17 protein-coding genes are annotated in these 22,993 nt (G+C 42.9%); 3 read left to right on the top strand and 14 right to left on the bottom strand.

The annotated features are described in order from the left end of the window. Positions 1-569: 569 nt before the first annotated feature. Complete coding sequence (locus BGP15_RS26100) at positions 570-1,145, top strand: Crp/Fnr family transcriptional regulator (protein WP_070568033.1); 576 nt, start codon at positions 570-572, stop codon at positions 1,143-1,145. Positions 1,146-1,277: 132 nt separating this feature from the next. After that, positions 1,278-1,976, top strand: coding sequence for a type 1 glutamine amidotransferase domain-containing protein (locus BGP15_RS26095; protein ID WP_286771167.1), 699 nt, complete (start codon positions 1,278-1,280; stop codon positions 1,974-1,976). Positions 1,977-2,120: 144 nt separating this feature from the next. Here the strand turns inward: BGP15_RS26095 and BGP15_RS27040 are convergent, their stop codons facing one another. From BGP15_RS27040 to BGP15_RS26070, 6 genes are all read right to left on the bottom strand, one after another. Continuing rightward, positions 2,121-2,303 carry a helix-turn-helix transcriptional regulator gene (locus BGP15_RS27040; protein ID WP_289011237.1) on the bottom strand — a complete coding sequence of 61 codons (183 nt, stop codon included), beginning with the start codon at positions 2,301-2,303 and terminating at the stop codon, positions 2,121-2,123. Positions 2,304-2,415: 112 nt separating this feature from the next. Then, positions 2,416-3,291, bottom strand: coding sequence for a hypothetical protein (locus BGP15_RS26090; RefSeq protein WP_286771166.1), 876 nt, complete (start codon positions 3,289-3,291; stop codon positions 2,416-2,418). Further along, positions 3,291-4,481, bottom strand: coding sequence for a copper amine oxidase (locus BGP15_RS26085; protein WP_286771165.1), 1,191 nt, complete (start codon positions 4,479-4,481; stop codon positions 3,291-3,293). The genes BGP15_RS26090 and BGP15_RS26085 overlap by 1 nt, the downstream gene beginning before the upstream one ends. 71 nt (positions 4,482-4,552) lie before the next feature. Continuing rightward, positions 4,553-6,220 carry a DUF5018 domain-containing protein gene (locus BGP15_RS26080; protein ID WP_286771164.1) on the bottom strand — a complete coding sequence of 556 codons (1,668 nt, stop codon included), beginning with the start codon at positions 6,218-6,220 and terminating at the stop codon, positions 4,553-4,555. Positions 6,221-6,238: 18 nt separating this feature from the next. Then, positions 6,239-7,942: a RagB/SusD family nutrient uptake outer membrane protein gene (locus BGP15_RS26075; protein WP_286771163.1), complete on the bottom strand. Its 1,704-nt coding sequence runs from the start codon at positions 7,940-7,942 to the stop codon at positions 6,239-6,241. Positions 7,943-7,965: 23 nt separating this feature from the next. Next, on the bottom strand, positions 7,966-11,175 hold the full coding sequence (locus tag BGP15_RS26070) for a SusC/RagA family TonB-linked outer membrane protein (RefSeq protein ID WP_286771162.1): 3,210 nt from the start codon (positions 11,173-11,175) through the stop codon (positions 7,966-7,968). 310 nt (positions 11,176-11,485) lie between these two features. Between BGP15_RS26070 and BGP15_RS26065 the strand changes: the two genes are divergently transcribed. Then, on the top strand, positions 11,486-12,715 hold the full coding sequence (locus BGP15_RS26065; RefSeq protein WP_286771161.1) for an ROK family protein: 1,230 nt from the start codon (positions 11,486-11,488) through the stop codon (positions 12,713-12,715). A gap of 37 nt (positions 12,716-12,752) precedes the next feature. Here BGP15_RS26065 and BGP15_RS26060 read toward each other — a convergent pair whose 3' ends face one another. From BGP15_RS26060 to BGP15_RS26025, 8 genes are all read right to left on the bottom strand, one after another. After that, entirely contained in the window at positions 12,753-14,594 is a 1,842-nt protein-coding gene (locus BGP15_RS26060) for a carbon starvation CstA family protein (RefSeq protein WP_286771160.1), read from the bottom strand. Positions 14,595-14,604: 10 nt separating this feature from the next. Next, on the bottom strand, positions 14,605-15,771 hold the full coding sequence (locus BGP15_RS26055; RefSeq protein ID WP_286771159.1) for a n-acyl-d-glucosamine 2-epimerase: 1,167 nt from the start codon (positions 15,769-15,771) through the stop codon (positions 14,605-14,607). 135 nt (positions 15,772-15,906) lie between these two features. After that, on the bottom strand, positions 15,907-16,845 hold the full coding sequence (locus BGP15_RS26050; RefSeq protein ID WP_286771158.1) for a DUF4434 domain-containing protein: 939 nt from the start codon (positions 16,843-16,845) through the stop codon (positions 15,907-15,909). Further along, on the bottom strand, positions 16,842-17,561 hold the full coding sequence (locus BGP15_RS26045; RefSeq protein WP_286771157.1) for a GDSL-type esterase/lipase family protein: 720 nt from the start codon (positions 17,559-17,561) through the stop codon (positions 16,842-16,844). Before BGP15_RS26045 ends, BGP15_RS26050 begins: the two co-directional genes overlap by 4 nt. Then, complete coding sequence (locus BGP15_RS26040; protein WP_286771156.1) at positions 17,558-18,247, bottom strand: GDSL-type esterase/lipase family protein; 690 nt, start codon at positions 18,245-18,247, stop codon at positions 17,558-17,560. Before BGP15_RS26040 ends, BGP15_RS26045 begins: the two co-directional genes overlap by 4 nt. A gap of 5 nt (positions 18,248-18,252) precedes the next feature. Next, positions 18,253-19,569 carry an MFS transporter gene (locus tag BGP15_RS26035; RefSeq protein WP_286771155.1) on the bottom strand — a complete coding sequence of 439 codons (1,317 nt, stop codon included), beginning with the start codon at positions 19,567-19,569 and terminating at the stop codon, positions 18,253-18,255. A gap of 1 nt (position 19,570) precedes the next feature. Then, entirely contained in the window at positions 19,571-20,998 is a 1,428-nt protein-coding gene (locus BGP15_RS26030; RefSeq protein WP_286771154.1) for a DUF5009 domain-containing protein, read from the bottom strand. A gap of 24 nt (positions 20,999-21,022) precedes the next feature. Further along, positions 21,023-22,873, bottom strand: coding sequence for an FAD-dependent oxidoreductase (locus tag BGP15_RS26025; protein WP_286771153.1), 1,851 nt, complete (start codon positions 22,871-22,873; stop codon positions 21,023-21,025). Positions 22,874-22,993 lie beyond the last annotated feature (120 nt).

The raw sequence follows: 22,993 nt of genomic DNA, 5'->3' as shown, positions 1-22,993 counted from the left end.
GATATCTGTATTAAAGATGCTAAACTAGGAAATTTTTAATATTCCCCCAAGAAGTCTGCTTGATCCATTTAAATTTATAGGACATATCCAAGGAAATAACGCAAGGGTAAAAAACAAAAAAACACCCGAAAGCATGGGGTACTCCGGGTGTTTTAGCCATATTATTAACCTATTTTATGAAAAGTGCCCTTGAATGGGCAACACTAAAATAGAAAATAACTTTGTATAAACAAAATAAAATTTAAAAAAATCATTTTTTATAAATCACTAAACCGGTTAAACATGGAAATTTAGCAGCACGGCTAAAGGATTTCAAGTCCCCTTTTTGTCTAGGAACAAGTTAAAATCAAATTAATATTATCTTAATATATGATAGGGATATTACAGGGGGTTATCAGGGGTATAACAGGGGGTTAGTAGGGGATTTACCCCTACTAACCCCTTGATAATACGCTGTAAAAAGATTGTTATTTCCCTATTAATTGGGGATATGAAGGGAACTTGATGCATCCCTTCGCTATCCTTGTGAGATTTTGTTTAATTTTAAATCGATCAAGTAACTGTTAGCTATGACCGAACGTGAAATTCTGAGACAACATATCGACAAGACCGTCCAGTTGAATGACGAACAATTCGACTACTTCTTTTCTTTTTTTAAACCGATCTCCTTTAAAAAGAAACAACAGATTATCAGCATAGGAGATCTGGTCGAACAAGAGTATTTTGTGCTAAATGGTTGTTTAAAGACCTTTTTTACCAACGATGAACAAAAGATGCATATCTTACAGTTTGCCACACAGACCTGGTGGGCTTCTGATTATAATGCATTGCATAATCAGAGCAGGGCTACAGTCAATTTAGATTGTGTAAGCGAGGCAGACACGCTCTGCTTATCGAATGCGGACAGGGAAAAAGTATGTAAGGAAATTCACGAAGTTGAAACCTTTTTCAGATGGCGTTCTAATAAAGGATACATTGGGCTGCAAAAAAGAATAATGTCACTGTTGAACAACAATGCGCGGAGTCGCTACGAGGAACTCATGCAGCAATACCCTGAACTCTATAATCTCGTTCCCAAACATTTGATCGCAGCATATCTGGGCGTTTCCCGCGAAACACTAAGCAGGCTATACCAAGCCAAATAATGTGATCTAGATCACAAAAGCAAAACCATTCTCCAAATTGTGATGTATATCACATAGGGCTCCAGCAATTTATTCCCTACTTTGTACTATCGTTTTAAACATATAATTTTTTAACAGACTTGGTTATTTAATATGAAAAAAGACAAATTAAAAGTATTGGTTGTATTGACATCACATGACCAATTGGGCAATACAGGAGAAAAAACAGGTTTTTGGGTGGAGGAATTTGCAGCGCCTTATTATGTTTTACAAGATGCAGGAGTGGACGTCACCATCGCATCTCCAAAAGGGGGGCAACCACCAATCGATCCTAAAAGTGCACTCCCAGATTTTCAAACAGAAGCAACCAAACGTTTTGATGCAGATAAGGAGCTCCAAACAAAATTGGCAAATAGCTTAGCCTTGGATACGATCAATGAACAGGACCACGATGCGATTTTCTATCCTGGGGGCCATGGTCCTTTGTGGGATTTAACCAACGATAAGACATCCGTTGCATTGATCGAGTCATTTTGGGCCCACAACAAACCTGTCGCCGCCGTATGCCATGCGCCAGCTGTATTTCGCTATGTCAAGGATAGTAATGGTCAGCCACTGGTCAAAGGTAAAAAAGTTACCGGATTTTCAAATAGCGAGGAAGAAGCGGTTCAACTAACGGCTGTTGTTCCCTTTTTAGTAGAAGATGAACTCGTAAAATTGGGTGCACAGTACAGCAAAGGGGAAGATTGGCATAGTTATGTAGTCAAAGATGGCCATCTCATTACCGGGCAAAACCCTGCGTCTTCGGAAGAAACTGCTAAAGCTTTGTTTACTCTATTGAGCAATTCCTAGCAATAAACTAATCAAAAAATAAGTAAGGACTGTTGTCATCGAAACAGTCCTTGCTTATTTTTTGACAAAGCATCAACATCCTCTTCCAATTGAAATCTATGATCCTTGTAACTCTTCAGGATAAGAACTATTTGCAAAATGACCTCAATCTTTGTCTTCAAGTTCAAACAATTCTTCAACACTACGCTCAAGCACATGGGAGATTTTTAACGAAAGTACAGTGGAAGGAATATATTTTTCGGCTTCCAGCGCATTGATGGTTTGCCTGCTTACACCCACCAAATTTGCGAGCTGTTCCTGTGAGTAGTTTTTTATTAATCGATGGATTCTTATCTTAATAATACGAATGATAACAGTTCCTTTAAAGAAATAGGCTTTTCAAAAAAAAGCCAGCTGCATGCAGCTGGCTTTGGCCGTTTATATTTTTTGTGAGCAATATTTAAAAACCGGCTCCATTTATCTGTACATTCTCCCCTCCTTTTTTGAGGTTGGCTGCATCTTGTTGGATTTTAAAATATTGTGCCGCTGGGCAGGCCATCTGCGTCATCCGTCCCGCATGCATAGGTACTTCGATCACTTGCTTTGCGTCATAGCGGAGTAAAGTGCTATAGGACCAAATCGCTTCCAATACTTTCGTTTTTGTTGCCTGCACAGGTTTTCCTTCATTGGCCACCTGATCAATGGCGTTCACTCGTTTAAACTCCCCCAATCCACCCAAGGTATATCCTGCACTTTCAAACGTAGCTTCATATTTCTTGCCGTTACCCTGTATAGCAAATTTTAATATGCCTGGACCAACAATTTCCAATGTCATCAGCACCTTTTCGCCAGGATACCAATAATATTCGTCTTGTGCCGGTGCATTTTGATAAAGACTTGCTTGACCAGAGCTGTGTGCTGCCCTTCGCAAAAAAGGTCGGAAAGCCCGCCTGTCTTCGGTCACATTTCCTTTTTCATCTTTTACAACTTCCCAGGTAAGGCCAATATCCGTTTCTTGTCCCCCCATGTTACCGCCCATATAAACAGAGGGGTTATCCAGGTATTGCTTGGGTTTGCCCGGGTTCAATCGCGCCGGATCAAATTCCATCTTTGGTAAGGTAACTTCGGCCTTAATGCCGACCCAGACATCTGTACTGGAAACGACTTTTCGATAGTAGGCTCCTTGAAAACAAGCTTTTGAAGAAGCCGGACGCACCTCATTTTTGAGATACTCATTCCCATCAACACCTACAACCGGAAATTCTGGTTTAACAAATTCATTTTTTGCACTGCAGGCGGTCAAGCTTAGTAAAAAAAGTAAGCGTATGTGTTTCATTATTTCTTCGGATCAATGGGTACAAAAATTAATGGGGTCGGTAGGCAGGAAGCTCCCGGAGGAGAATAGGTGAATTCAATTTCCTGTATTTCCTTCTTCGGGTCGGGCCAATAAGTTTCGATTAGAATTGCCTCTGGATAACCTTTTGTAATCAGCGTATTTTTGGGATATTGCATCACGGTCTTTTGACCATCTTTACCCACAAGTTCCATGGTCAGCCCCATGCCACCACACCATTGGTTGTCTCCGGAACGGCTGTTCCAGCTAACCAAAGCTAATCCTTTTCCGTCTGTACTCTTCCATTTGATCTTTGTTTTATACAGCACACCATAGTTTCCGGCATTCTTGGCAAATTCTTTTTTCGCACCAATCGTTCCCGTGATCCATGGATCGTCCTGCCCGTCGGCCACAATCAGCTGCACTGCTCCTTTTTTGGTATCGAGCGTATCCGTCGGATTAATCTGATAATTAGAAATCGGAAAAATACCGCGACCAGCGTTTGCGTGACTATGAGGAATCAAGGTCTTGATCCGCGGAAACACTTTTGGCCCAGACTCATCTGGAGCAAATTGAATGACAGCGATCTGCGCCGGCTGGTCAACCACAAACTCATAAAACCCATGGACGAGTTCATCGTATTGTACCAGCTGTTTTTCCAGTTTTTCATCGATAGCCATTACTTCTCCTGGTTTAAGCACTTTCACCTGATTGTTTACAGCAGATAAAAAGTAGTCCTCAAGCCCCTTCTTTCCAATTTCAAAATAGTTTGAACTCGGTTTTTGTGAAGCATACTTCAGCATGCGAAAATGCATATTTTCATGGCCTAGATTTTTAATGACCGCTGAAATCTTACGCGGCATTTTTTGTGGTTCTTTAACACCATTGACGTTATAGACATACAACCTAACAGCCCCAGGGTCAACCGTCTCCTGTAATGCAATAGCCTCAGGAACACGAATATACTCGGGATCATCAGATATGATATACTGCGGTCCTGGTAATACGGTCTTTGTGTAAGGCAACTTAGGAAAGTCCGTTTTTAGAAAATCCTCCAACAAGACGATATCGCCTTTATTTGCGCTGACAATCTTTTTGGACACGCTACTTAAATCATTTTTTTGTGCAAATCCAACTTTACACGAAACTAAACCTAACATCAACAATAAGCTTGTTTTGATGTGCTTGTTCATAATTTTATTTTTTTACGAATGAATACAATGTTCCTCCACTGCAACACAAGCTGCGTGAAGGAACGATTATTTTAATTTGAATCGGCATAAATTGTAAACTCCTGCGCGACAAGATAACCAAAGGTCGTCAACATATACACCTGAAGCCTTTGTCCATTTTCTGAAGTTCCCATACAGATGTCGCTGGTTGCATTACCATTGGTACCACCAGTAAACAGTTCCGACTCATAAACACGCAATTGGTTATAGGTAGGTGAACTCAGTGTGGTACCAATGCGGGCTCGATCGCTAATATCATAAACATACATCTGACCAATCTCATTGCTTCCAAACAATTTGACCTGAGCCAAAATATCTGCATTGTTAAAACGCTGAAAGGCGATACCACCATTCATGGCAGTACCGGTAATAGCCGGGAATGCTGCTAGCCGCCCCCATGTACTTCCCGAAACATAAGCAAGTTCGGCGTTAGTGCTCGCGATCAGTTCGGCGTTAGCGCCGACCCCTAAAGGAAGATATTCCGGTAGAAAGCCTAATGATGCCGCACCATCCTTATATTCCAGGACATCGGCAGCGGTAGATTTTATCTGGCCATTTTCGACTGTCCAACGCAGGACGTAACGACTGGTTGCAACCGAAGCAAGTAACTGACCGTTTCCGTCCATATCCCCTACCCAGTTAAGTTTACGACCGATATTGCCATCGCCGGCAGCTACCGCAGCAGGTTTGCTATAAGGTAGATCCAATAACTTGACAGGACTGGTATCAAAAACATCTTTGTATTTGTATAACACAAAGCTCTGTCCATTCGGCGTATAAGTTCCTAGCATAAATCGTCCTTTTTCATCGCTCACACCTTGGAAGATCAAGCGACCTGCCGGGAAAGGATTTGTTAGGTTATGGGAATAAGCTCCTGTGAAACGGTTGTACACCTTAAATACAGATGGTGAAGTCCGGCTCACAATCACCAAGTAATCGCCACTCACAAAACAGGACGTTTCACTATTTGCAGTGAAGCCCAAGTCTGCCGCTTTCTTCAGGAACAAGCGCCGGCTAATGCCCACCCCTTTATCAAGCTTTACAGGCTCCTTGACAACTAACTTTAATTGTCTCTTGATATTCCCTGCACCTGAAATTGTCAGCGGCGCTTCCACACCGTTTGCCAAATTCACCTGTCCGCCGCTTACTATTGAACCGCTGGAGTGTTTGTTGATGACATAACTCAAATTAACTTGCGATAGATCCATTCCCGGCACGACATAAAACGTGACTGTATTCCCATTTAAAATCCCCTCGACTTCATTGACTTTCTGTTCGCTATCCTTAAATGTAATTTTAATCCCCGAAATATCGGTATTGCCCTTTTTCTCCGCAATCACCACATAATCCTTCGCATCACCATTGCCGGCAGTAACGGTGATTTTCTTCGCCGTGGTCAGATCCGTAAATCCGTTTAATCCCGGCGTCACCTGGGCATCAGCTGGAACGGAAGCACGCAACATCAGTCGCGAAAGATCTACTTCATTGTCCGAATCAATCGGATAATAATAATCTACGTGCAAATACACCGTGTCATTGCTGATCGTACTCAGAAAAAGTCGATCTTGCCCTTTCCCATCAATCGTAGCGTAAAAATCCATCAATTGATTTTTCACATTCCGCTCCAGATAATTAGGTTTTTGACATCCTCCCAAAAGGATTGCACAGGCCCATAAACTGTAAAATTTTATTTTGTCCATTGCTAGTCTTTCATGTTTTTACCAACCTTTAATTTGAGTCAAAGCGCCGTTCAATTGCACTTCATTTTCAGGTATGGGCAGATAATATAATTTTGTACTGAAACTTCTGTTGGTTGCGTCTGCTGAGACAACTTCATACGTTAATCCTGTTGGGTTCGGACTGATCTTATGCCCTGTAAACTTCACATTATCCAACAGGAGGTGAGCTTTTCGCCAACGGCGCAAATCCCAAAAACGGTGTCCCTCGAAAGCGAGTTCAACCTTACGCTCATGCTCTACAGCGGCCATTGCCTGATTATTATTGACAAGGCTAAGAGCATTAAGTCCACGTTTCTGGCGGAGCTGATTGATGTAGGTTGTTGCTGAGGCAAAATCGCCCAATTGCGCTTTCGCTTCCGACATAATCAACAAGACCTCGGCATAGCGCATTTCGATCCAGCTTTGTGTATTCTTATTTTGAACGAATGTCGTGTTTGTAGGATCAAGCATTTTGCGTACATAGTATCCCGTAACGGTACGTTTGGGGTCGCCACTCGCGCCAAATGTTGTGAATCCTTCTATCGCATCGGTCGTCGACGTATTCAATGTTCTTCCTTTCCAGGTTGCACCATTGTACAAGATCGTCGCATAGAAACGAGGTTCACGATTTGTATAGGGAGCCGCTGCCTGCGCAGCATTCTGCCAGGAGAATTTGGATCCGTCAGCCATTTCAAATTCATTGACCAGTTCCGCGGTTGGTACACCATAAACCAATGTATTACCCGGAGCATCCCGAGGTGGAGCATAGCCCAGGTCGTATTGATGCGTTACATCAGGTGCTGCAAAATCTACCCGAAAGATTGCTTCCTTTGTATTTTTATTGGTAAAAATGCCTGCAAAATTATCGTCCAAGGCATAGAGTCCCCCATTAGCCATATCGATGACTTTTTGCGCTGCATCGGCTGATTTTTTAAAATACTCCGCGCTCCTCGCTTGTGAAATACCCGTCAAAGGATCCTGATTGAACTGCTTGAGATCATATTTAGCAATAGAGCCTGCATATAGTCCTACACGCGCCATCAAGGTATAGGCCGCGCCCTGGGTAGCCCTGCCGGCAAGATTGTTGAGCGGAAGATGATCCACCGCAAATTGGAGATCCTCCAGGATAAAATCATAAACGGCTTCCTCACTGGAGCGTTCGTGATCTTTTTCAGTATACTGATCCATACTCTTGAATAGAATCACGCTTCCATGGATCTTTGCCAGCCAGAAATAGGCATATGCCCGCACGAACCTGCCCTCAGCCTCATAAACCTGTTTTTGAGCATCGGAAAGAGTGGACTTCGTGTTAATCCCATTGATCATTTCGTTGATACGACGGATACGTTCATATCCGCTCGCCCAATAATTCAGGCCCACGCTTGCGGAAGAAAACTGGTTTGAGTTGGATACAAGAATATTGACTGTACCATTGCCAGCCGTATTTGAGGTAAATTTCATTCCATCGGCTAAAGCATCCATTGCATTGTCATAGCCTAAATTGGGAAATTGACCAAACTGGAATTTTTTAAATTCAGCATAGATGCCCGATACATATAGTTCGGCCGAATTGGGGTCAGCCCATACTTTCTCTTCTGCGATCCGGTCCTGTGGAATTAGATCGACAGAGCAACCTTGCAACGCCATAAACAACAGGCCTAAAAATGAAAGTTGCCGACAGCTGGTATATAGAGTTGATTTCATCTGAAATAGTAATTTTTAGGAGATTAAAAAGTAACGCTTAAGCCAAATTCAAAAATCCGTTGCTGCGGATAAAATCCATTATTGACATTTGGCATTTCGGGATCGAGGTATTTCAGGTAATCCCATGTGAAAAGGTTTGAGCCCGAAGCAAACACACGTACATGTTCAATCTTCGCGGCATTCAGCAATCCTTTCGGGAATGTGTAGCCCAACTGCACGGATTTAAGTCGCAGATAATCGCCTTTTCTGATCCATCCTGAATTGGCATTTGCATTGTTCGTCGACATTCCTGTTGCTTTATAGGCACTCATACGTGGAAATTCGGCGTTCGGATTGTCTTCACGCCAGGAGTTTTCAACCAAGAAATAAGGGGAGTTCCCATAGTTGTAAAAAGGACGTGTAAAAGGTGTATTATCCTCCACCCCTGAAGTTCCTGACGATCCTTCGTACGCTCCTGCGAGGGCAACATCAACTCGTGCGGCACCTTGCAACAATGCCGAAAAGTCGAAGCCTTTATAAGCCATATCGAAATTCAAACCAAATGTTAATTCAGGTACATTGGAGCGTCCAATATAGGTCATATCGTCCGTTCGGGTAATCCGGCCGTCGCCATTCAAATCTTTAAATTTGAAAAAACCGGGAGCCATAAATCCCGAACTTGGTGAAGGTGTGTTACGGGCTTCCTCCCAGGTCTGCACCATCCCCTCTTTGACAAAGCCGACTTTTGTTCCGATCGGTTTGCCGATGAGACTTTGCCAAGAAGGAATCCCATTGGCTTCATCGAGTTTCAGATACCTGTTTTTCGCCCAGTTGATATTCCCGGTCAGCCCCAATTTAAATTCGCCAAAATGGTCGTTATAACGCAATTGCGCATCGAACCCACGGTTATCAACTTCGCCTATATTGGCCAAACTCGGAAAATATCCACCCATCGACGCTGGATAAAGGTTTCCTACCTGTCCCAGAATACCAGAAGTATAACGGTAGAACCATTCGAAATCAAAACCAAACTTGCCATTTAAAAACCTTGATTCAAAACCCACGTTTGATGTGGTTGATTCTTCCCATTTCAACAAAGGGTTTTGAGGTGCATTGGTATATAAAGCTTTGACCGGTTTGCCGTCTATGACAATGACTGGTGTTGTATTTTGCGAAAGGGTATTAATGTAAGGGAAACTACCCACCTGCGCACGATCATTGCCAGTACGCCCAATAGATCCTTTTAATTTAAGGAAATCTGCAAAAGGGACAGCTTCCTTAAAGAAGGACTCATTTGAGACAACCCAGCCCAATCCAATGGCCGGAAAAGATTTCCAGCGGTTTTCCTTGGCAAAGTTAGCGGAGGCATCCCAACGCGACACCAACTCCACTAAATAACGATCGCGGAAAGCATAATTCAGTCGCGTCACAAATCCCGCCCGTGCAGATTCCGCATCACTGGAACCTGTAGACTTGATAATATCTTCCTGGGAAGCCGAACCATAGTTTATTTCCTGAATAATACTGATCGGAAAATTACTTGCGCCGGCACCAAATTGATTACCATGAGTTTTTGCATATTCATATAAACCTAACACACCGATGCTATGATCACCAAAAGTCCGGTTGTAATTTAAACTCGCTTGCCATGTGCTTCGGTAGCTAGCCGCAAAACTCTGACGAAGGGATGTTTTGGTGATCCCGGGCAATGTGGTCATGGCTACGAAATCGCCTGCAACCTGGTCCCGCTGTCTTCCCATCGTCGGATACGGAGTCAGCCAAGATTTGGATTCATCCGAATTATAGTCGTACGCACCCTGAACTTTTGCCAGCAAACCCGTTACTCCTGGAACTTTAAAATCGATGTTTGCCGTTCCCTGAAAGATATTGCTTTTGAGCTTCTGATAGCCCGAATTTGCTACGGAAGCAATTGGATTAACCCAGCCTGCTCCGGCCTGATACGCTACTGGGAGTCCATTTGGAGCATACATCGGCAGATTGGGCAGCATCCGAACAGCCTGGTAAAATGGATTCATATAGGCGAAGTTATCGGGTGAAATACCCGGTAAATTGGTATTCTGATTACGCAAACCAATGTTCAAACCGACCGTCAGGTATTCATTAAGCTCACTTTTAAGGTTTGTACGAATGTTGTAGCGTTTGAAATTGGTATTATCGATCACCCCATCCTGGTTCATGTGACTGACCGATGCAAAATACTGCGTTTTGCTCGCTCCACCAGAAATTGTCGCGGCATGATGTTGCGAATAGCTATTATTATCTGCCAATAGTCCAATCCAATCGGTGTTGCCAAACAAGGGATTGGTATTGGTTCCATTTGAGACCGCATCGATAAGTTCCTGCGTGTAGATGTATGGTGCTTCAGTTTGCTTCGTATTTCGAAGAAAATCATTGTCCAATTCTGTCCCTTTATTGTACCAGTTCATATAATCCGGTCCATTGAGGAATTTTGGAAAGCGGGTATTTTGGCCAATGCTATATCCAAAGTCATAGGTTACTTTGGTCTGCTCCTTTCGTCCATTTTTTGTTTTAACCAATATAATACCATTGGCAGCCTGTACACCATAAGCCGCTGTGGAGACGGCGTCCTTTAAAAAGGAAATGGTTTCAATCTCACTTGGATCCAGGTAAGCTAGGGTAGAAAGTGGGCGCTCGATATCATCGACAATCACCAAAGGACTTCGATTACCACCATAAGTCCCCACTCCGCGCAGATATAATGTCGCATTGTCTGCTCCAGGGCGTCCTGATTGTTGCAATGCTGTCAATCCGGGAACACGCCCTACAAGTGCATTGGTCAAGTTCATCGACGGGGCTTTCTTGAGCTGATCACCTCCAATCTGTACGACAGATCCAACGACGTTGTTCTTTTTTTGCGTACCATAAGCCACAACAACCACCTCATCAATCTGACGTTCATCGGGCTGCAAAACAAAACTCTGTGTACCGGCAACTGTAATCTTTCGCGACTGCGACAAATAGCCGATATAACTTACCTGAAGTTCGGCTGGCAATCGGTCCACCTGCAGCGTAAAACCTCCCTTTTGATCCGTCCGCGTTGTTGCAGAAGTTCCCACTACTTTAACCGTTGCCCCAGCAATAGGCTGTTCATCGTGATTGCGTACGGTACCATTTACAATGGATTGGGCAAAGCTTATTGCGGATTGCATAAAAACAATAAGTAATCCCAAAGCCTTAAAAAGATACCTGCGTTTTACATGTGTTGGTTTCATAATTTAGGAATGAAAAAATAGTGTTATGTTAAAAAATAGTATTTATGGTCACTCGGTTACCTCACATGAACAGACGTTTTCCATTGGATATAACACGCAACGTTCTGACACGGACAAGGCAACGTATTTTGGTTTACAATTATTAGGTATATTATTTATACAACACTAAATAAGAAATAAAATTTTAAATATTCAAATTATTTCTAATTTTTTTTATTAATTCAAACAGACTAAAGAAGAAAAAACATAAACATAATTTAGGATGATGAGATATTTACTATATTTACCCAAAAGTTAACGTAACCAAGTTATGGGCATAAAATTTTTGAGTGATTTACATGATGCGAGCTATAGCGGTGTAGCGTATAAAAACATTTTACTTAAAAAGGAAATTTTAACCTTTTTTGCGACCAAAGGTCCCTCGACCATTCCTGAGTTGAGCAAGGAATTCAACATTAGCATTCCCAAGATTAACGAATGCATCAATGAACTCATCGAAGATGCACTAGTACAGGACAATGGAAAATCGACTTCGGGAATTGGTAGAAAACCAAATTCCTACGGTCTACTTCCGAATGCCGCATTTTTTGTCGGCGTGCAGGTGAGCCATGATCATCTCAGTATTGTGGTCATGAATATGAAAAAAGACATTATTGCCAGTCAGGAGGAAATTCCACATCGTTTGGAGAATAATCAGGAATCACTCCAAAATATATGCCGGGAGATCAATCAGTTTATTGCCACACATCAGATTCAAAAGGATAAAATATTGGGTGTAGGTATCAATCTTTCTGGTCGTATCAACTATCGAACAGGTTATTCCTACAGTTATTTTAATTTTTATGAAGATCCTTTATCGAAATATTTCGAACAGGAGCTGCAATTGCGCACCTATCTTGAAAACGATAGTAAGGCGCTTGCTTATGGCGAATTTTCCAGCGGAATTTTAAAAGACGAGAAAGATGCACTCTTTGTCAATGTAGACAACGGTATCGGATTGGGTATTTTAATCAACGGAAAGATCTATTATGGGAAATCGGGTTTCTCGGGTGAATTTGGACATATTCCCATTTTTGACAACGATATCATCTGTCGCTGCGGAAAAAAGGGTTGCCTCGAAACGGAAGCATCTGGTTTTGCACTTAGAAACCGTGTAATAGCAGCACTGCAAAATGGCGCAACGAGCATCCTAACAAAAAAATTCAATGATCTGGAAGATATCCGGCTCAGCGATATTATCGCTGCTGCAAAAAAAGATGACAATCTCGCTATTGAGTTGATCAATGAACTTGGGGAAAAATTAGGTCGTGGACTTGCTACATTGATCAATATTTTCAATCCAGAAATCATCATCGTAGGTGGTATTTTAGCCAAGAGTGAGGAATACCTGATGTTACCGCTGAAAAATGCAGTCAATAAGTTTTCATTATCCATTGTCAACAAGGACACCAAACTTGCTTATTCAAATAATGGAGAAAAACTTGCGGCCTTTGGAGCTTGCCTTCTCATTCGGGACCGTCTGCTTTCTATTATCGATTAAGACATAAGGCGTGGATTTCAGCGAAATCCACGCAACTTTATCTTTCTACAATCTCCTTCACAACCTCTCCATATTGATCTTTCACCTGCTCTTTCCGTTGTGCAAGGTATATCCACTTCTTAAACGTTCCGATAAATACAATCGCCATCAATGACATCGCTGCTACGGCCAAGCCCGCCAGTAGGTACTGTCCTTTAGGCACATATCCTTGTACCACCTGAAGATAGCCGGCCCAAAATGTAATCACGGCCATAAAGACACCGGGAACCGCTGCAAACAAGACATATTTTCGTCTATTCATCCGGATGAGCATCGTTGTACATACAATCAGACCACAGGCTGCCAAGAGCTGATTGCTAATACCAAATAATGGCCAAATGCTACTTACGTTACCGGTATAAACCAAATATCCCCAGGAAAACGTAAACAGGGCACTGCAAATCCATACACCTGGTTTCCAGTTTTTATCGCTAAATTTAGGGAAAACAGTTCCAAGCATTTCCTGTAGAAAAAAACGTCCCACCCTGGTACCTGCATCAATCGCTGTAAGAATAAAAACAGCTTCAAACATGATAGCAAAATTATACCAATAGGCCATCATATCGTTCATAAAAGGAACCTTATCGAAGATATGAGCCATCCCTACAGCCAACGACACTGCCCCGCCCGTCCTACCGTGCAGATCTACACCTATTCTGTCTATAAAATGTGGTAAATCCACAGCTGAAAGATGGGGGTGCTGCGTTAGAAACTGTGCATAATCGGCTACCGGTGTATTGATTGCAAAATAATCACCAGGCATCAACGTACAAGCTGCAATCAATGCCATCAAGGCAACAAAGCCTTCAACAAGCATGGCGCCATATCCCACAAACAAGATCTCGCGTTCATTACCGATCATTTTGGGTGTCGTCCCGGTTGCGATAATAGCGTGGAACCCTGATATGGCTCCGCAGGCAATCACAATAAAGATAAAGGGCAAGACAGGTCCTGAAATTACGGGTCCGCCACCATGGATAAATGAGGTCAAGGCGGGCATCTGAATTGTTGGTGCAACAAAAAATATTCCTACCGTCAGCATAATAATTGTACCTATTTTGAGATAGGTCGAAAGGTAATCTCTCGGAACCAATAATAGCCAGATGGGCAATACTGAAGCGAAGAAACCATATACAGCAATACCGATAGAGATCTTTTTCACATCCCAGTTGAAAAGTGCGTGAAAAGTTGGAACCTGCATCAGGTGATGACCGGCTATAATACCTGCAATAAGCAAGATACCACCAATGATACTCGCCAAGGTCACCGAGCCCTCCCGATAGCGCATCATCAAGCCCATTAAAATAGCAATGGGCATTGTCAGTACAATCGTAAATAAAGACCATGGTGCCTCGTGCATCGCACTAATACAGGCCAGCGATAATCCGGCCAACGTTAGGATCAAAATAAAAAGTACGGCAATACCAGCAATAGTGCCAATAGGTTTACTGACCTCCTTGGAGGCAATGGTTGCCAAACTTTCGCCTTTATGTCGTACAGAAGCGAAAAGCACGACCATATCGTGCACACCGCCACCTAATACACAACCAATTAAAATCCACAGAGCGCCCGGCAGATAACCAAACTGTGCCGCGAGAACTGGACCAACTAGTGGTCCTGCCGCAGCTATCGCGGCGAAATGATGGCCAAACAACACTTTTTTATCGGTTTTCACATAATCATGGCCATCAGCAAACTCCACCGCCGGTGTCTGGCGACTTCCATTCAACCTGAGCAGCTTATTTGCTAGAAACAAGCCATAAAAACGATACGCGATCGCAAAGATCAATATCGCTGCGAAAACTAAGGTCAACGCATTTATTCCATTGAGAGCATCCATACCAGTTAAGTTACACGATTATTTTTGCTTTTTCAAACACCTCATATACCTTCCATAAGGCACGAGGTACATGAAAGCATCCCTTCCATTTTCCGCCTTTGAGATCGAGCAATACCTCACCTCTTCGATTGAGGTAGCCAAACCATTCGCCATGTTCGGGGTCCCTAAAATGCGTCCAGGTATATTCATGAACCCGTTCGAACCAACGTTTAGCCTCTTCATTTCCCGTTAGTACCCAAGCTTTCGCCATACAGACCAGTGTTTCACAGTGCACCCACCATAGCTTCTGGTCCCATTCCAACTGCTGGGTCGGTTTACCCTGCGCATCCATAAAGTAGAATATACCTCCATATTTCTCATCCCATCCATGCTCCAACATACGAAGACCAATACGCATGGCTTTTTCAATCAACGCTGGTCGCTGCAATCTTTCTCCCAGATCCATCATAAACCACATGGCTTCTATCGCATGTCCCGGATTGAGCAATCTTCCTTCAAAACTATCCAGCAATGAACCATTGGGACTTACATTTTCAAAGACAAGCCCCTGCTCCTCTTTATAAAATACATCCATTACCTCCACCACGATATCCTCAATCAATTCCTGCACCAGGTTAGGTTCCAATAAATGCTCCAGTTCGATGGAGAGATTGCTCAAGATCATAGGCAAAGCAAAATTCTTTGATGGACGTGTCCCTGGAACAGCCTTATCGTATATGCCCTTGGTATGTGTTCGACGTTTCAATATATTATGAAAGGTATCTTGCGCAATTTCCGCGTAACGCTGCTCCTGGGTTGCTGTATACAGGGCACCAAATCCCATTGCAGCAAAGCAATCGGAAAAAATATTATAGGGCCGCACAAGTGCCTTCCCTTGTCGATCAAGCGAAAAATACCAGTTTCCCTCTTCGTCACGTCCATGTTTTTCCATAAAGCTGGCACCATGAACTGCAATATCCAACCAGGATGACCGTGTTTCAATTTTGTTGTAAATACTCGAAAAGAGCCAAACTTGCCGCCCCTGCAGCCACATAAACTTATCCGTATCAAAAACTCCACCTCTTCTATCCAGACAGGTAAAATAGCCACCATACTCCCTATCGAGCGAATGCTCCGTCCAGAAAGGAAGAATATGATTAAATAATTCGTCTTTATAAATTGTACTATAATGATTCATATATAAATGAATTTGCTCTTTAAAGGCCATTTAAAATCTCTGGCCTACTCTTATCAATAATGCGATTTCTTGTTCTCTGACTTCTTCGAGATTGCTTTTGTCGTCATTTCGCGTGCTGTAAACACGCGATCCCTATCACCAATTGTGGTTCAAGGCATATTCCCGGTACCGATTGTAAAGGTGTCCTGCCTGTAAATAAGCGGACTGTGGACTCATAAAGTGAGCAAATTCGAAAGTAATAGCCTTATCATAACCCGCCTTTGCTGCAGCCTCAAGTTTTAGCCTTAGTTTATCAAACTTGATCGGCAAAAATTTGATCGGCATATCCCGGTCAAAAGATTCGGCATTCGTCCAACAGGCCATACCATATTTATCAGCCAATTTCTTATTGACCTCAAAGAAATCGGGAAGCTCATCGTAATCAATGTGTCCATCCTGAAAGGCCACTGCATCGACAGCTCCTTGTATACCTTCAAAAATTTCGCCCCATTCCCGTTCGTGTTCCAATACCGAAACTGCATCGGCTTTACTAAGCTCGGGGGAAGCGGCAAGCACAGCTTTTTTCCCATCAATCCAGGGCGATATAAATGTCGGCAAGCCCCCACTGACGGCCTTGCACTGTAACCCAAGTGTACGAAAAGCATGAACAGCCCCTTTCGTTTTACGGCTGATTTCCGTACTGATATACCATCCACCGAAACTTTTATAATGCCCATATTTAGCCCAAACCTCTTCAATTACATATTGATTGGCATCGATTTCGTGACTCAAATCTCCTGTCTCCCAATAAATACCGCTGTCATAAAGTCCAAAATAGAATTTCATGTCGTACTTGTCTGCAAGCTGCAGATAAAGCTCTACAAGATCCAACGATGGTTTAAAACAGCCATATTTGTCCATCAGATAAGCCGATGGATAGGTTATAAATTTACGATAGCCACTACGAATCATAATAACAGTGTCTATACCAATTGCCTTCATATATGCAAAATCCCGATCCCACTCTTCCGGGCCCCAATTTTGGTGCGGAATATCGTGGGAAATCTCGTCAATAAATGTCCCTGTAATTCTCATAAATATTTCTTTTCTTTTAATAATTGTACCCATTTTATGTAGGCACTTGGTATCAGATGGATACCATCAGCAGAATAAACTGCGTTAAGTTTTCCCTCATTGTCCTGAAAAAGTGGACAGAGGTCGACAAATGGAATATTTTCATCTGCTGCAAGCTGTCTTAGTTTTTCATTTAAGATTGGAACCAGCACATTTCTACCTTTTGTATAGGGCTCTTTTGTGAGTTCTTCATTGATTGGTAAAGCACTCTGAAGATAGATAAGGGTCTTTGGTGAGATCTTTTTTATTCGTTTAATGATACGCTTGTAGTTATTGACCGACACTTCCTGCGGAAGCTTTCTGAATTGGTCATTAATGCCATCCATCAGAAAAATTGCCCGCGGACGTCCGCGCAACACCTCATCGATACGCGCAAGAATCCCAAACGAATTATCTCCGCCTATCCCCCTGTTCAGTACAGGATATCTTAAATCTGCAAGCAATTCCTGCCATTCTGCCCGTTCAGTAATACTGTTTCCCAAAAACACGATTGCTCCTTTAATGGTTGGACTTTGTTCGAAATAGGCCATTCGTTGTTGATAATACCAGTTGGCGTAACTGCTATCTATTTTAATCTCCTGAGCTGAGAGGGGCTGGGAAAATACCGATAGATATATTCCAATGAGGAAGCAACCTTGGAAAATACGATACACCTTAAAAAATTCCAATGATCTCATAATAGTTTTTGCTGTTTTAAATAATTGGCCCAAATCAAATAGCTGGCCTGCTTCAGATGTAAACCATCAATTGTTAGCTCAGCTTTTAGTTCCCCATTACCGTCCGCCAATATCGGCTGTAAGTCTACAAAACGAACTTGATGTGCCGTACATAATTCTTTCAAAGCTTTGTTCAGTAGCACGATCTTGTCATTCCGAACCTCTTCATAGATTTTTGGCAGTAAAGATTCATTCACAGGTAGAAGTCCCTGCACAAAAAGCGCTGTATTTGGCGACTGCTTTTTAACCTGCTTTATTATCCTTTCTATATTCGTTGAAATAATGGAAAGCGGTATTCCTCTTTTCATGTCGTTCACCCCACAGAGCAGAAATATTTTTCGTGGTCTGGACGCTAATATCTCGTCTAGTCGTGCTAAAATACCGTAAGTCACATCGCCGCTAATCCCACGATTGATCACATGCTTCCGCTGGAGGATTTCTTGCCATTTTCCACCTTCGGTAATGCTATTGCCAAGGAAAACGATTTCGTCCTTCTGATTGGGCATCGCTTTAAAAAACTCAAGCCTTGCGCGATAATGCTGATTATCAAACGTAGAATCAATACCCTTTGATTGCGCTAAAGTCAATGCCGGTAAAAAAAAAGGCAACAATAGGGCCTTCCAGTTCCTATAAGAAAGTCTGTTCATATGCATTAATTATTTTCGTCGGTATGCTCTTTTTCGGGTTTTCGCAATGGCACCCACCAGGAAACCAAAAAGGCTGGAATAGTAGAAATCAACACCCAGATAAAAAATTCTTTATAGCCCAAATGATCACTCAGCCAGCCGCTGATCATCGAAGGAATCATAAACCCCAGATTAACAAGTCCACTTCCGAAAGCGTAGTGTGCCATCTTATATTTGCCTGGGGCAATATTTTGCATGATAAAAAGAATAATTCCGATAAAGCCAAAACCATATCCAAAGTACTCGATGGCGACAGCAGCAGCTATGAGATAAAGGTTCGTCGGCAATGTGATCGCAAGAAATGCATAAGCTACAAATGGAACATTAAAGAAGGCACAAAGGATCATAAGTGTCCTCCGGTCTAAGCCCTTTTTGGATACAAAGTGCCCTGCGACAATCGACCCCAACACAAAAGCTATGGCACCAAATACACCATAAAGCAATCCAATTTCCGAAGTACTCAGGCCAAGGCCGCCTTCGGTACGTTGCGCTTTAAAAAATAAGGGGGTGATCTTAATGGCCTGCCCTTCAGCAAAACGATAAAAGACAATAAAAAGCAAACTAAACCAAATATTCTTTTTCTGAAAAAAAGTTATGATAACGTCTTTAAGCGTATCCATCCCCTCCTTTAAAGAAGTGGATTTGGGAGCTTCATCGTGAGCAGGTAAAGCACGTATGCTGTACAATCCTATCCCCAACATAATAAATCCATAAGCAAACATCACCACCATCCACGCGGATTTAATGCCGATTTCCTGCTCCAATTGCCCCGCCAAATAAACGAGTACGCCGCCAGAAAAAACTTTGGCCACATTATAGAAGGCACCTTGCCAGCCGACATATTTTGCCTGTTGTTTTGCATTCAGTTCATTCAAATATACCCCGTCGGCTGCGGTATCATGTGTGGAGCCACTGAATGCGATCAGTGTCAATAAGGCAATGGAGAAGCTAAAGAAATGATCCAACTGTAGCGTAAGACCAAGCAGACCAAAGAGTAGCCCCGTGAGTATCTGCGTGGTATAGACAAAAAATTTCTTGGTCTTATACAGCTCCAAAAAAGGCCCCCATAAAGGTTTTATTGTCCAGGGCAGCATAATCAAAGAGGTCCAAAAAGCAATCTTTGCGTCCGATACCCCCAAATTTTTATACATAATGGAGCTCGCACCCGAAAGGGCAACAAAAGGTAGCCCCATGGCAAACCATGTTGTGGAGATCCAAAAAATAGGCGGAAGTGCCTTACGCCCTTTGCGAAGCTCCATCGTTTGTTCTAATAATTCATTCATTTTATGACTTCCAATAAAGTTTTAACCGGCTGCTCAGTATCGTCAACAGCGCCACGATTCCAGTGAATAATACACCTCGCATCACTCCCCCAAAAACACCCTGTGCCCCCATCTGATCAAGAGCGCTCTGTAGTCCCGTAAGCGCCAAAAGTGGGATCAACACTAGATTTCCTGCGGTATAGGCGACCATGGGATTTTTACCAACCAGTGCTATACCTCGAAACAGCGATTTTCCAAAAGCAAGTTTCTCGATACAACACAACATTGTTAGCGCATAACAGGCTAAGCCCGTGCAGACAAAATAATAGCTGTATGTGGAATAATCCTTTTTTATTCCACCCTCATACGCTTCGAAGATCAGTCCTAAAAAAAGCAGATAGCTTCCGAGCACAGCCATTTTTGCCTGTAGTGTCAGTACTTCGCCCTTCCGAAAAACACCTGAACAGAAGCATAGTGAAAAGATCAACATCAGGGTAAGTCCGATATTGATATCGAGATAACGCATATAGAGATTGAAGACATTCAGCCCAATGAGAATGGCACAGAGCGAACCTTGTAACGCTAGTTGAGACCGCTGCATCCTGGGTTTGTCGACCAACGACCTATCAGCAATAATCCACTCGCCGACAACTGTAGCCGGAAGAATAATAAAGAGGTATTTGAGGTAATAAAATTGATAAAGCCAAGTCGCAGGGCTAAGTTTGTAGATAAATTCGTTGATACTACCGACTTCTTTCGCGCCCAAAAAAACGCCCATAATAAATGGTAAAATCGCCATACGTAACCAGATTGATTTCGCCGTCAGCCACCACCACAGTGTTCCAAACAAAGCCATATTGGCCAGTACCAGAATAATAATATCTGTCTTCTCGAGGGTAAATTTATCCGTTTGTGCATACAGCAGATACAGCATCCCTACAGATAGCAACAGGGCCGCTACGTGAACAAGTCTCGCGGTCCGCATCGGCAAATAGGGCGTTAAATCGGCATAGAGGGCAAAGAGCAGGACAAAACCCACGATTGACAAGAGATACTGCGACGCAGCAGGCTCACCACTCATAACCCAAGCGCGCATATAAAAAGAAAATAAGGCGAAAAAGAATAAGGCAACGAAACGTTTAAAAATTGTACTCACAATACGCCAAGCGTTTAGGTTAGCCACTTTTTTCCGCATAGCCAATGGGATGGCCGCCCCCATCGTAAAAAGGAAAATCGGAAAAACCAGATCTACCCAGGTTATACCCGCTATACTGGGATCAAATACATGTTTGGGCGGTGGCACCTGTGCATGGTACATCCAAGCAGGAAGGTTTCCAAATGAAATGCTCGATGAAAGCACCATTAAAAGGATGGCAATTCCTCGCAGCACATCTAAACTATCGTTTCGCTGTTGTGGAGTCGCTGTGGAATTTGGTAAAATTGGTATCATCTCGTTTTTCTATGCGTTAGGAAATCAATTTTTTGTTGCTATAAATTGGCCGGTAAAATCCACTGGCCGTTCAAATGGCTTTAGGATATCATCCAACACAACCGCCACTTGAGCCTTTGTTAACACTTGATTTTCTTTTGCTGCAATGACGGACCAGATTTTATCTTTATCCAAAGTGGGATCGACTTGGAGCAATAGAGCCACAAAAAATCCTGCGGTCACATCGGCACCCGAGCCAGCGACTTTATCGGCCGCTGGATAATAACTACGCATACCATCGATCAGATCCACTTCGCTTATACGGTGTTCGGGATAGAACCAGGTCTGATTGGCCCATTTGTATGGCACTCCTCTGCCTTTAAGAATACCTGTTGCTCCAATACGTTGGATTACCTGAAAAAGGCTATCTTTTGGATCAACATCTATAAAGGGCATGAGATAGGCATGATTATCCAAAAGTACTTGTTGCACTTGTCGCAACGAAAGTTCTTTGGGGCTTACACCTTGTTTTGCGGACAGCGCTGCAAGTACTCCGGCAGCTTGACCAACACCCAATACCACTGGCTGAAGGCGGGTGGCTCCAGCCACAATATTGCTCACACTGATGCTTTTTTCAGCAACGATAAAATCCGTTACTTTCTCAGGAATCAAACTTCCAAGGGGCACATTATAAGAAGGTACCCGAATCTTAACAAAATCGATTTTGGGTGCATCCGGGTTCTTCAGGTGATGATGATCGATGGTATAGTCCCCTACTATCCCTCCAGTGCGGTATAAGGGCAGCTCCTGCTCATAAGGACGCTGCACATAAGGCAATGTCAACTGGACCAAGCCCTTAGCGCGTCTAGACTCGCGATGATAAGCAATAAAGGGAAGTTTATCGGCCGTATCATATTCATCATCAGCAAGCCCCAAGTTTTTAAAACCAAGCTGATTTTGAAGATGATATACAAAACGTAAGGTATGATCTTTCGCCTTTTGCAACTCCAAAGCCCTCGCCTTTGGCGACATTTCGATAATATTCAGGTAGATATCATTTCCATCTTTAGGCCAGTTTATCATGTATTTTCCATTCGGCAATTTGCCATAGGTAATCATTTGATCACAATTGATGATAGGCGTATCACTGTGTGAAGCAGGATCTTTAACATCACAGGCATGTTCAAATTCTTTAGGATCATAACCCTGAGGTTTCTGTAGCAATCTTTTTGGATCAGCACCATAGTCTTTCAGAATAGCGACATAAGTAAGGTCTTGAATTATTGAATTGGCCTTTTCGGGAGCAAATTCCTCTTTCGTATCGTAGCGGCTATCCATACCGATGCTGTAAGCAACACCCGCACGCGGCAAGAGATCACCCAATTCCGTCGCATCGACTAAAATAGAAGCGTTTACGGTTTTCTTTTTTCCTTCCTGTTCAATGGCAACGGTCCAGCCTTTAGCCTGTTTTTTCAGGTCTAAAAGGGTACTTCTATACCAAACGTCAATATTTTTTTCGGCTCCAACCATCTTTTTTAGCAAACGGTTACCGACCGAAGGTTCAAATAGCGTATTGCTTACCCAGCCTGTTTCCACGGCCTTTGGACCACCATAATAGGCATAAAGCTCTGTCCTAAATTCGCCCCATATTCCCGAAGGCATACGATGGTTACCGTCAATAGCGGAGACCCCAGCGGCAGTGAGCATACCACCCAACCAGCTTGTCTCTTCCACCACAAGGACCTTACTTCCCAAACGGGCAGCCTGCAAAGCCGCAGAAACACCGCTTGCGCCTCCCCCAACAATCAATACATCGTATGAAGCAACAGCCTGCCCCTGCGAGGAGAGCGTGACAGAAACCAATAAAATAGAAAAAAAAGATTTAAACCAATTCATATGAAGTTAATTGCAGTAAATAATTTGAAAAATACGCGCCGAATACCGACGTAAGAACCAGAGATACACGGTTTTGTTGTCGGACTAAAGGATCAGTATAAGGTGAATAAAACATAGGTT

This window comes from Sphingobacterium sp. 40-24, assembly GCF_001899705.1.
Classification (GTDB): domain Bacteria; phylum Bacteroidota; class Bacteroidia; order Sphingobacteriales; family Sphingobacteriaceae; genus Sphingobacterium; species Sphingobacterium multivorum.
The sequence above is the reverse complement of the archived record's forward strand: the minus strand, read 5'-3'. Positions and strand labels throughout refer to the sequence as shown.

Excerpts from the sequence above, each read along its gene's own strand:
- BGP15_RS26045 (WP_286771157.1), bottom strand. The coding sequence starts at position 17,561 with ATGAGATCATTGGAATTTTTTAAGGTGTATCGTATTTTCCAAGGTTGC.
- BGP15_RS26080 (WP_286771164.1), bottom strand. The coding sequence starts at position 6,220 with ATGGACAAAATAAAATTTTACAGTTTATGGGCCTGTGCAATCCTTTTG.
- BGP15_RS26085 (WP_286771165.1), bottom strand. The coding sequence starts at position 4,481 with ATGAACAAGCACATCAAAACAAGCTTATTGTTGATGTTAGGTTTAGTT.
- BGP15_RS26040 (WP_286771156.1), bottom strand. The coding sequence starts at position 18,247 with ATGAACAGACTTTCTTATAGGAACTGGAAGGCCCTATTGTTGCCTTTT.
- BGP15_RS26090 (WP_286771166.1), bottom strand. The coding sequence starts at position 3,291 with ATGAAACACATACGCTTACTTTTTTTACTAAGCTTGACCGCCTGCAGT.
- BGP15_RS26025 (WP_286771153.1), bottom strand. The coding sequence starts at position 22,873 with ATGAATTGGTTTAAATCTTTTTTTTCTATTTTATTGGTTTCTGTCACG.
- BGP15_RS26060 (WP_286771160.1), bottom strand. The coding sequence starts at position 14,594 with ATGGATGCTCTCAATGGAATAAATGCGTTGACCTTAGTTTTCGCAGCG.
- BGP15_RS26070 (WP_286771162.1), bottom strand. The coding sequence starts at position 11,175 with ATGAAACCAACACATGTAAAACGCAGGTATCTTTTTAAGGCTTTGGGA.
- BGP15_RS26065 (WP_286771161.1), top strand. The coding sequence starts at position 11,486 with ATGGGCATAAAATTTTTGAGTGATTTACATGATGCGAGCTATAGCGGT.
- BGP15_RS26050 (WP_286771158.1), bottom strand. The coding sequence starts at position 16,845 with ATGAGAATTACAGGGACATTTATTGACGAGATTTCCCACGATATTCCG.
- BGP15_RS26095 (WP_286771167.1), top strand. The coding sequence starts at position 1,278 with ATGAAAAAAGACAAATTAAAAGTATTGGTTGTATTGACATCACATGAC.
- BGP15_RS26030 (WP_286771154.1), bottom strand. The coding sequence starts at position 20,998 with ATGATACCAATTTTACCAAATTCCACAGCGACTCCACAACAGCGAAAC.
- BGP15_RS26035 (WP_286771155.1), bottom strand. The coding sequence starts at position 19,569 with ATGAATGAATTATTAGAACAAACGATGGAGCTTCGCAAAGGGCGTAAG.
- BGP15_RS26075 (WP_286771163.1), bottom strand. The coding sequence starts at position 7,942 with ATGAAATCAACTCTATATACCAGCTGTCGGCAACTTTCATTTTTAGGC.
- BGP15_RS26100 (WP_070568033.1), top strand. The coding sequence starts at position 570 with ATGACCGAACGTGAAATTCTGAGACAACATATCGACAAGACCGTCCAG.
- BGP15_RS26055 (WP_286771159.1), bottom strand. The coding sequence starts at position 15,771 with ATGAATCATTATAGTACAATTTATAAAGACGAATTATTTAATCATATT.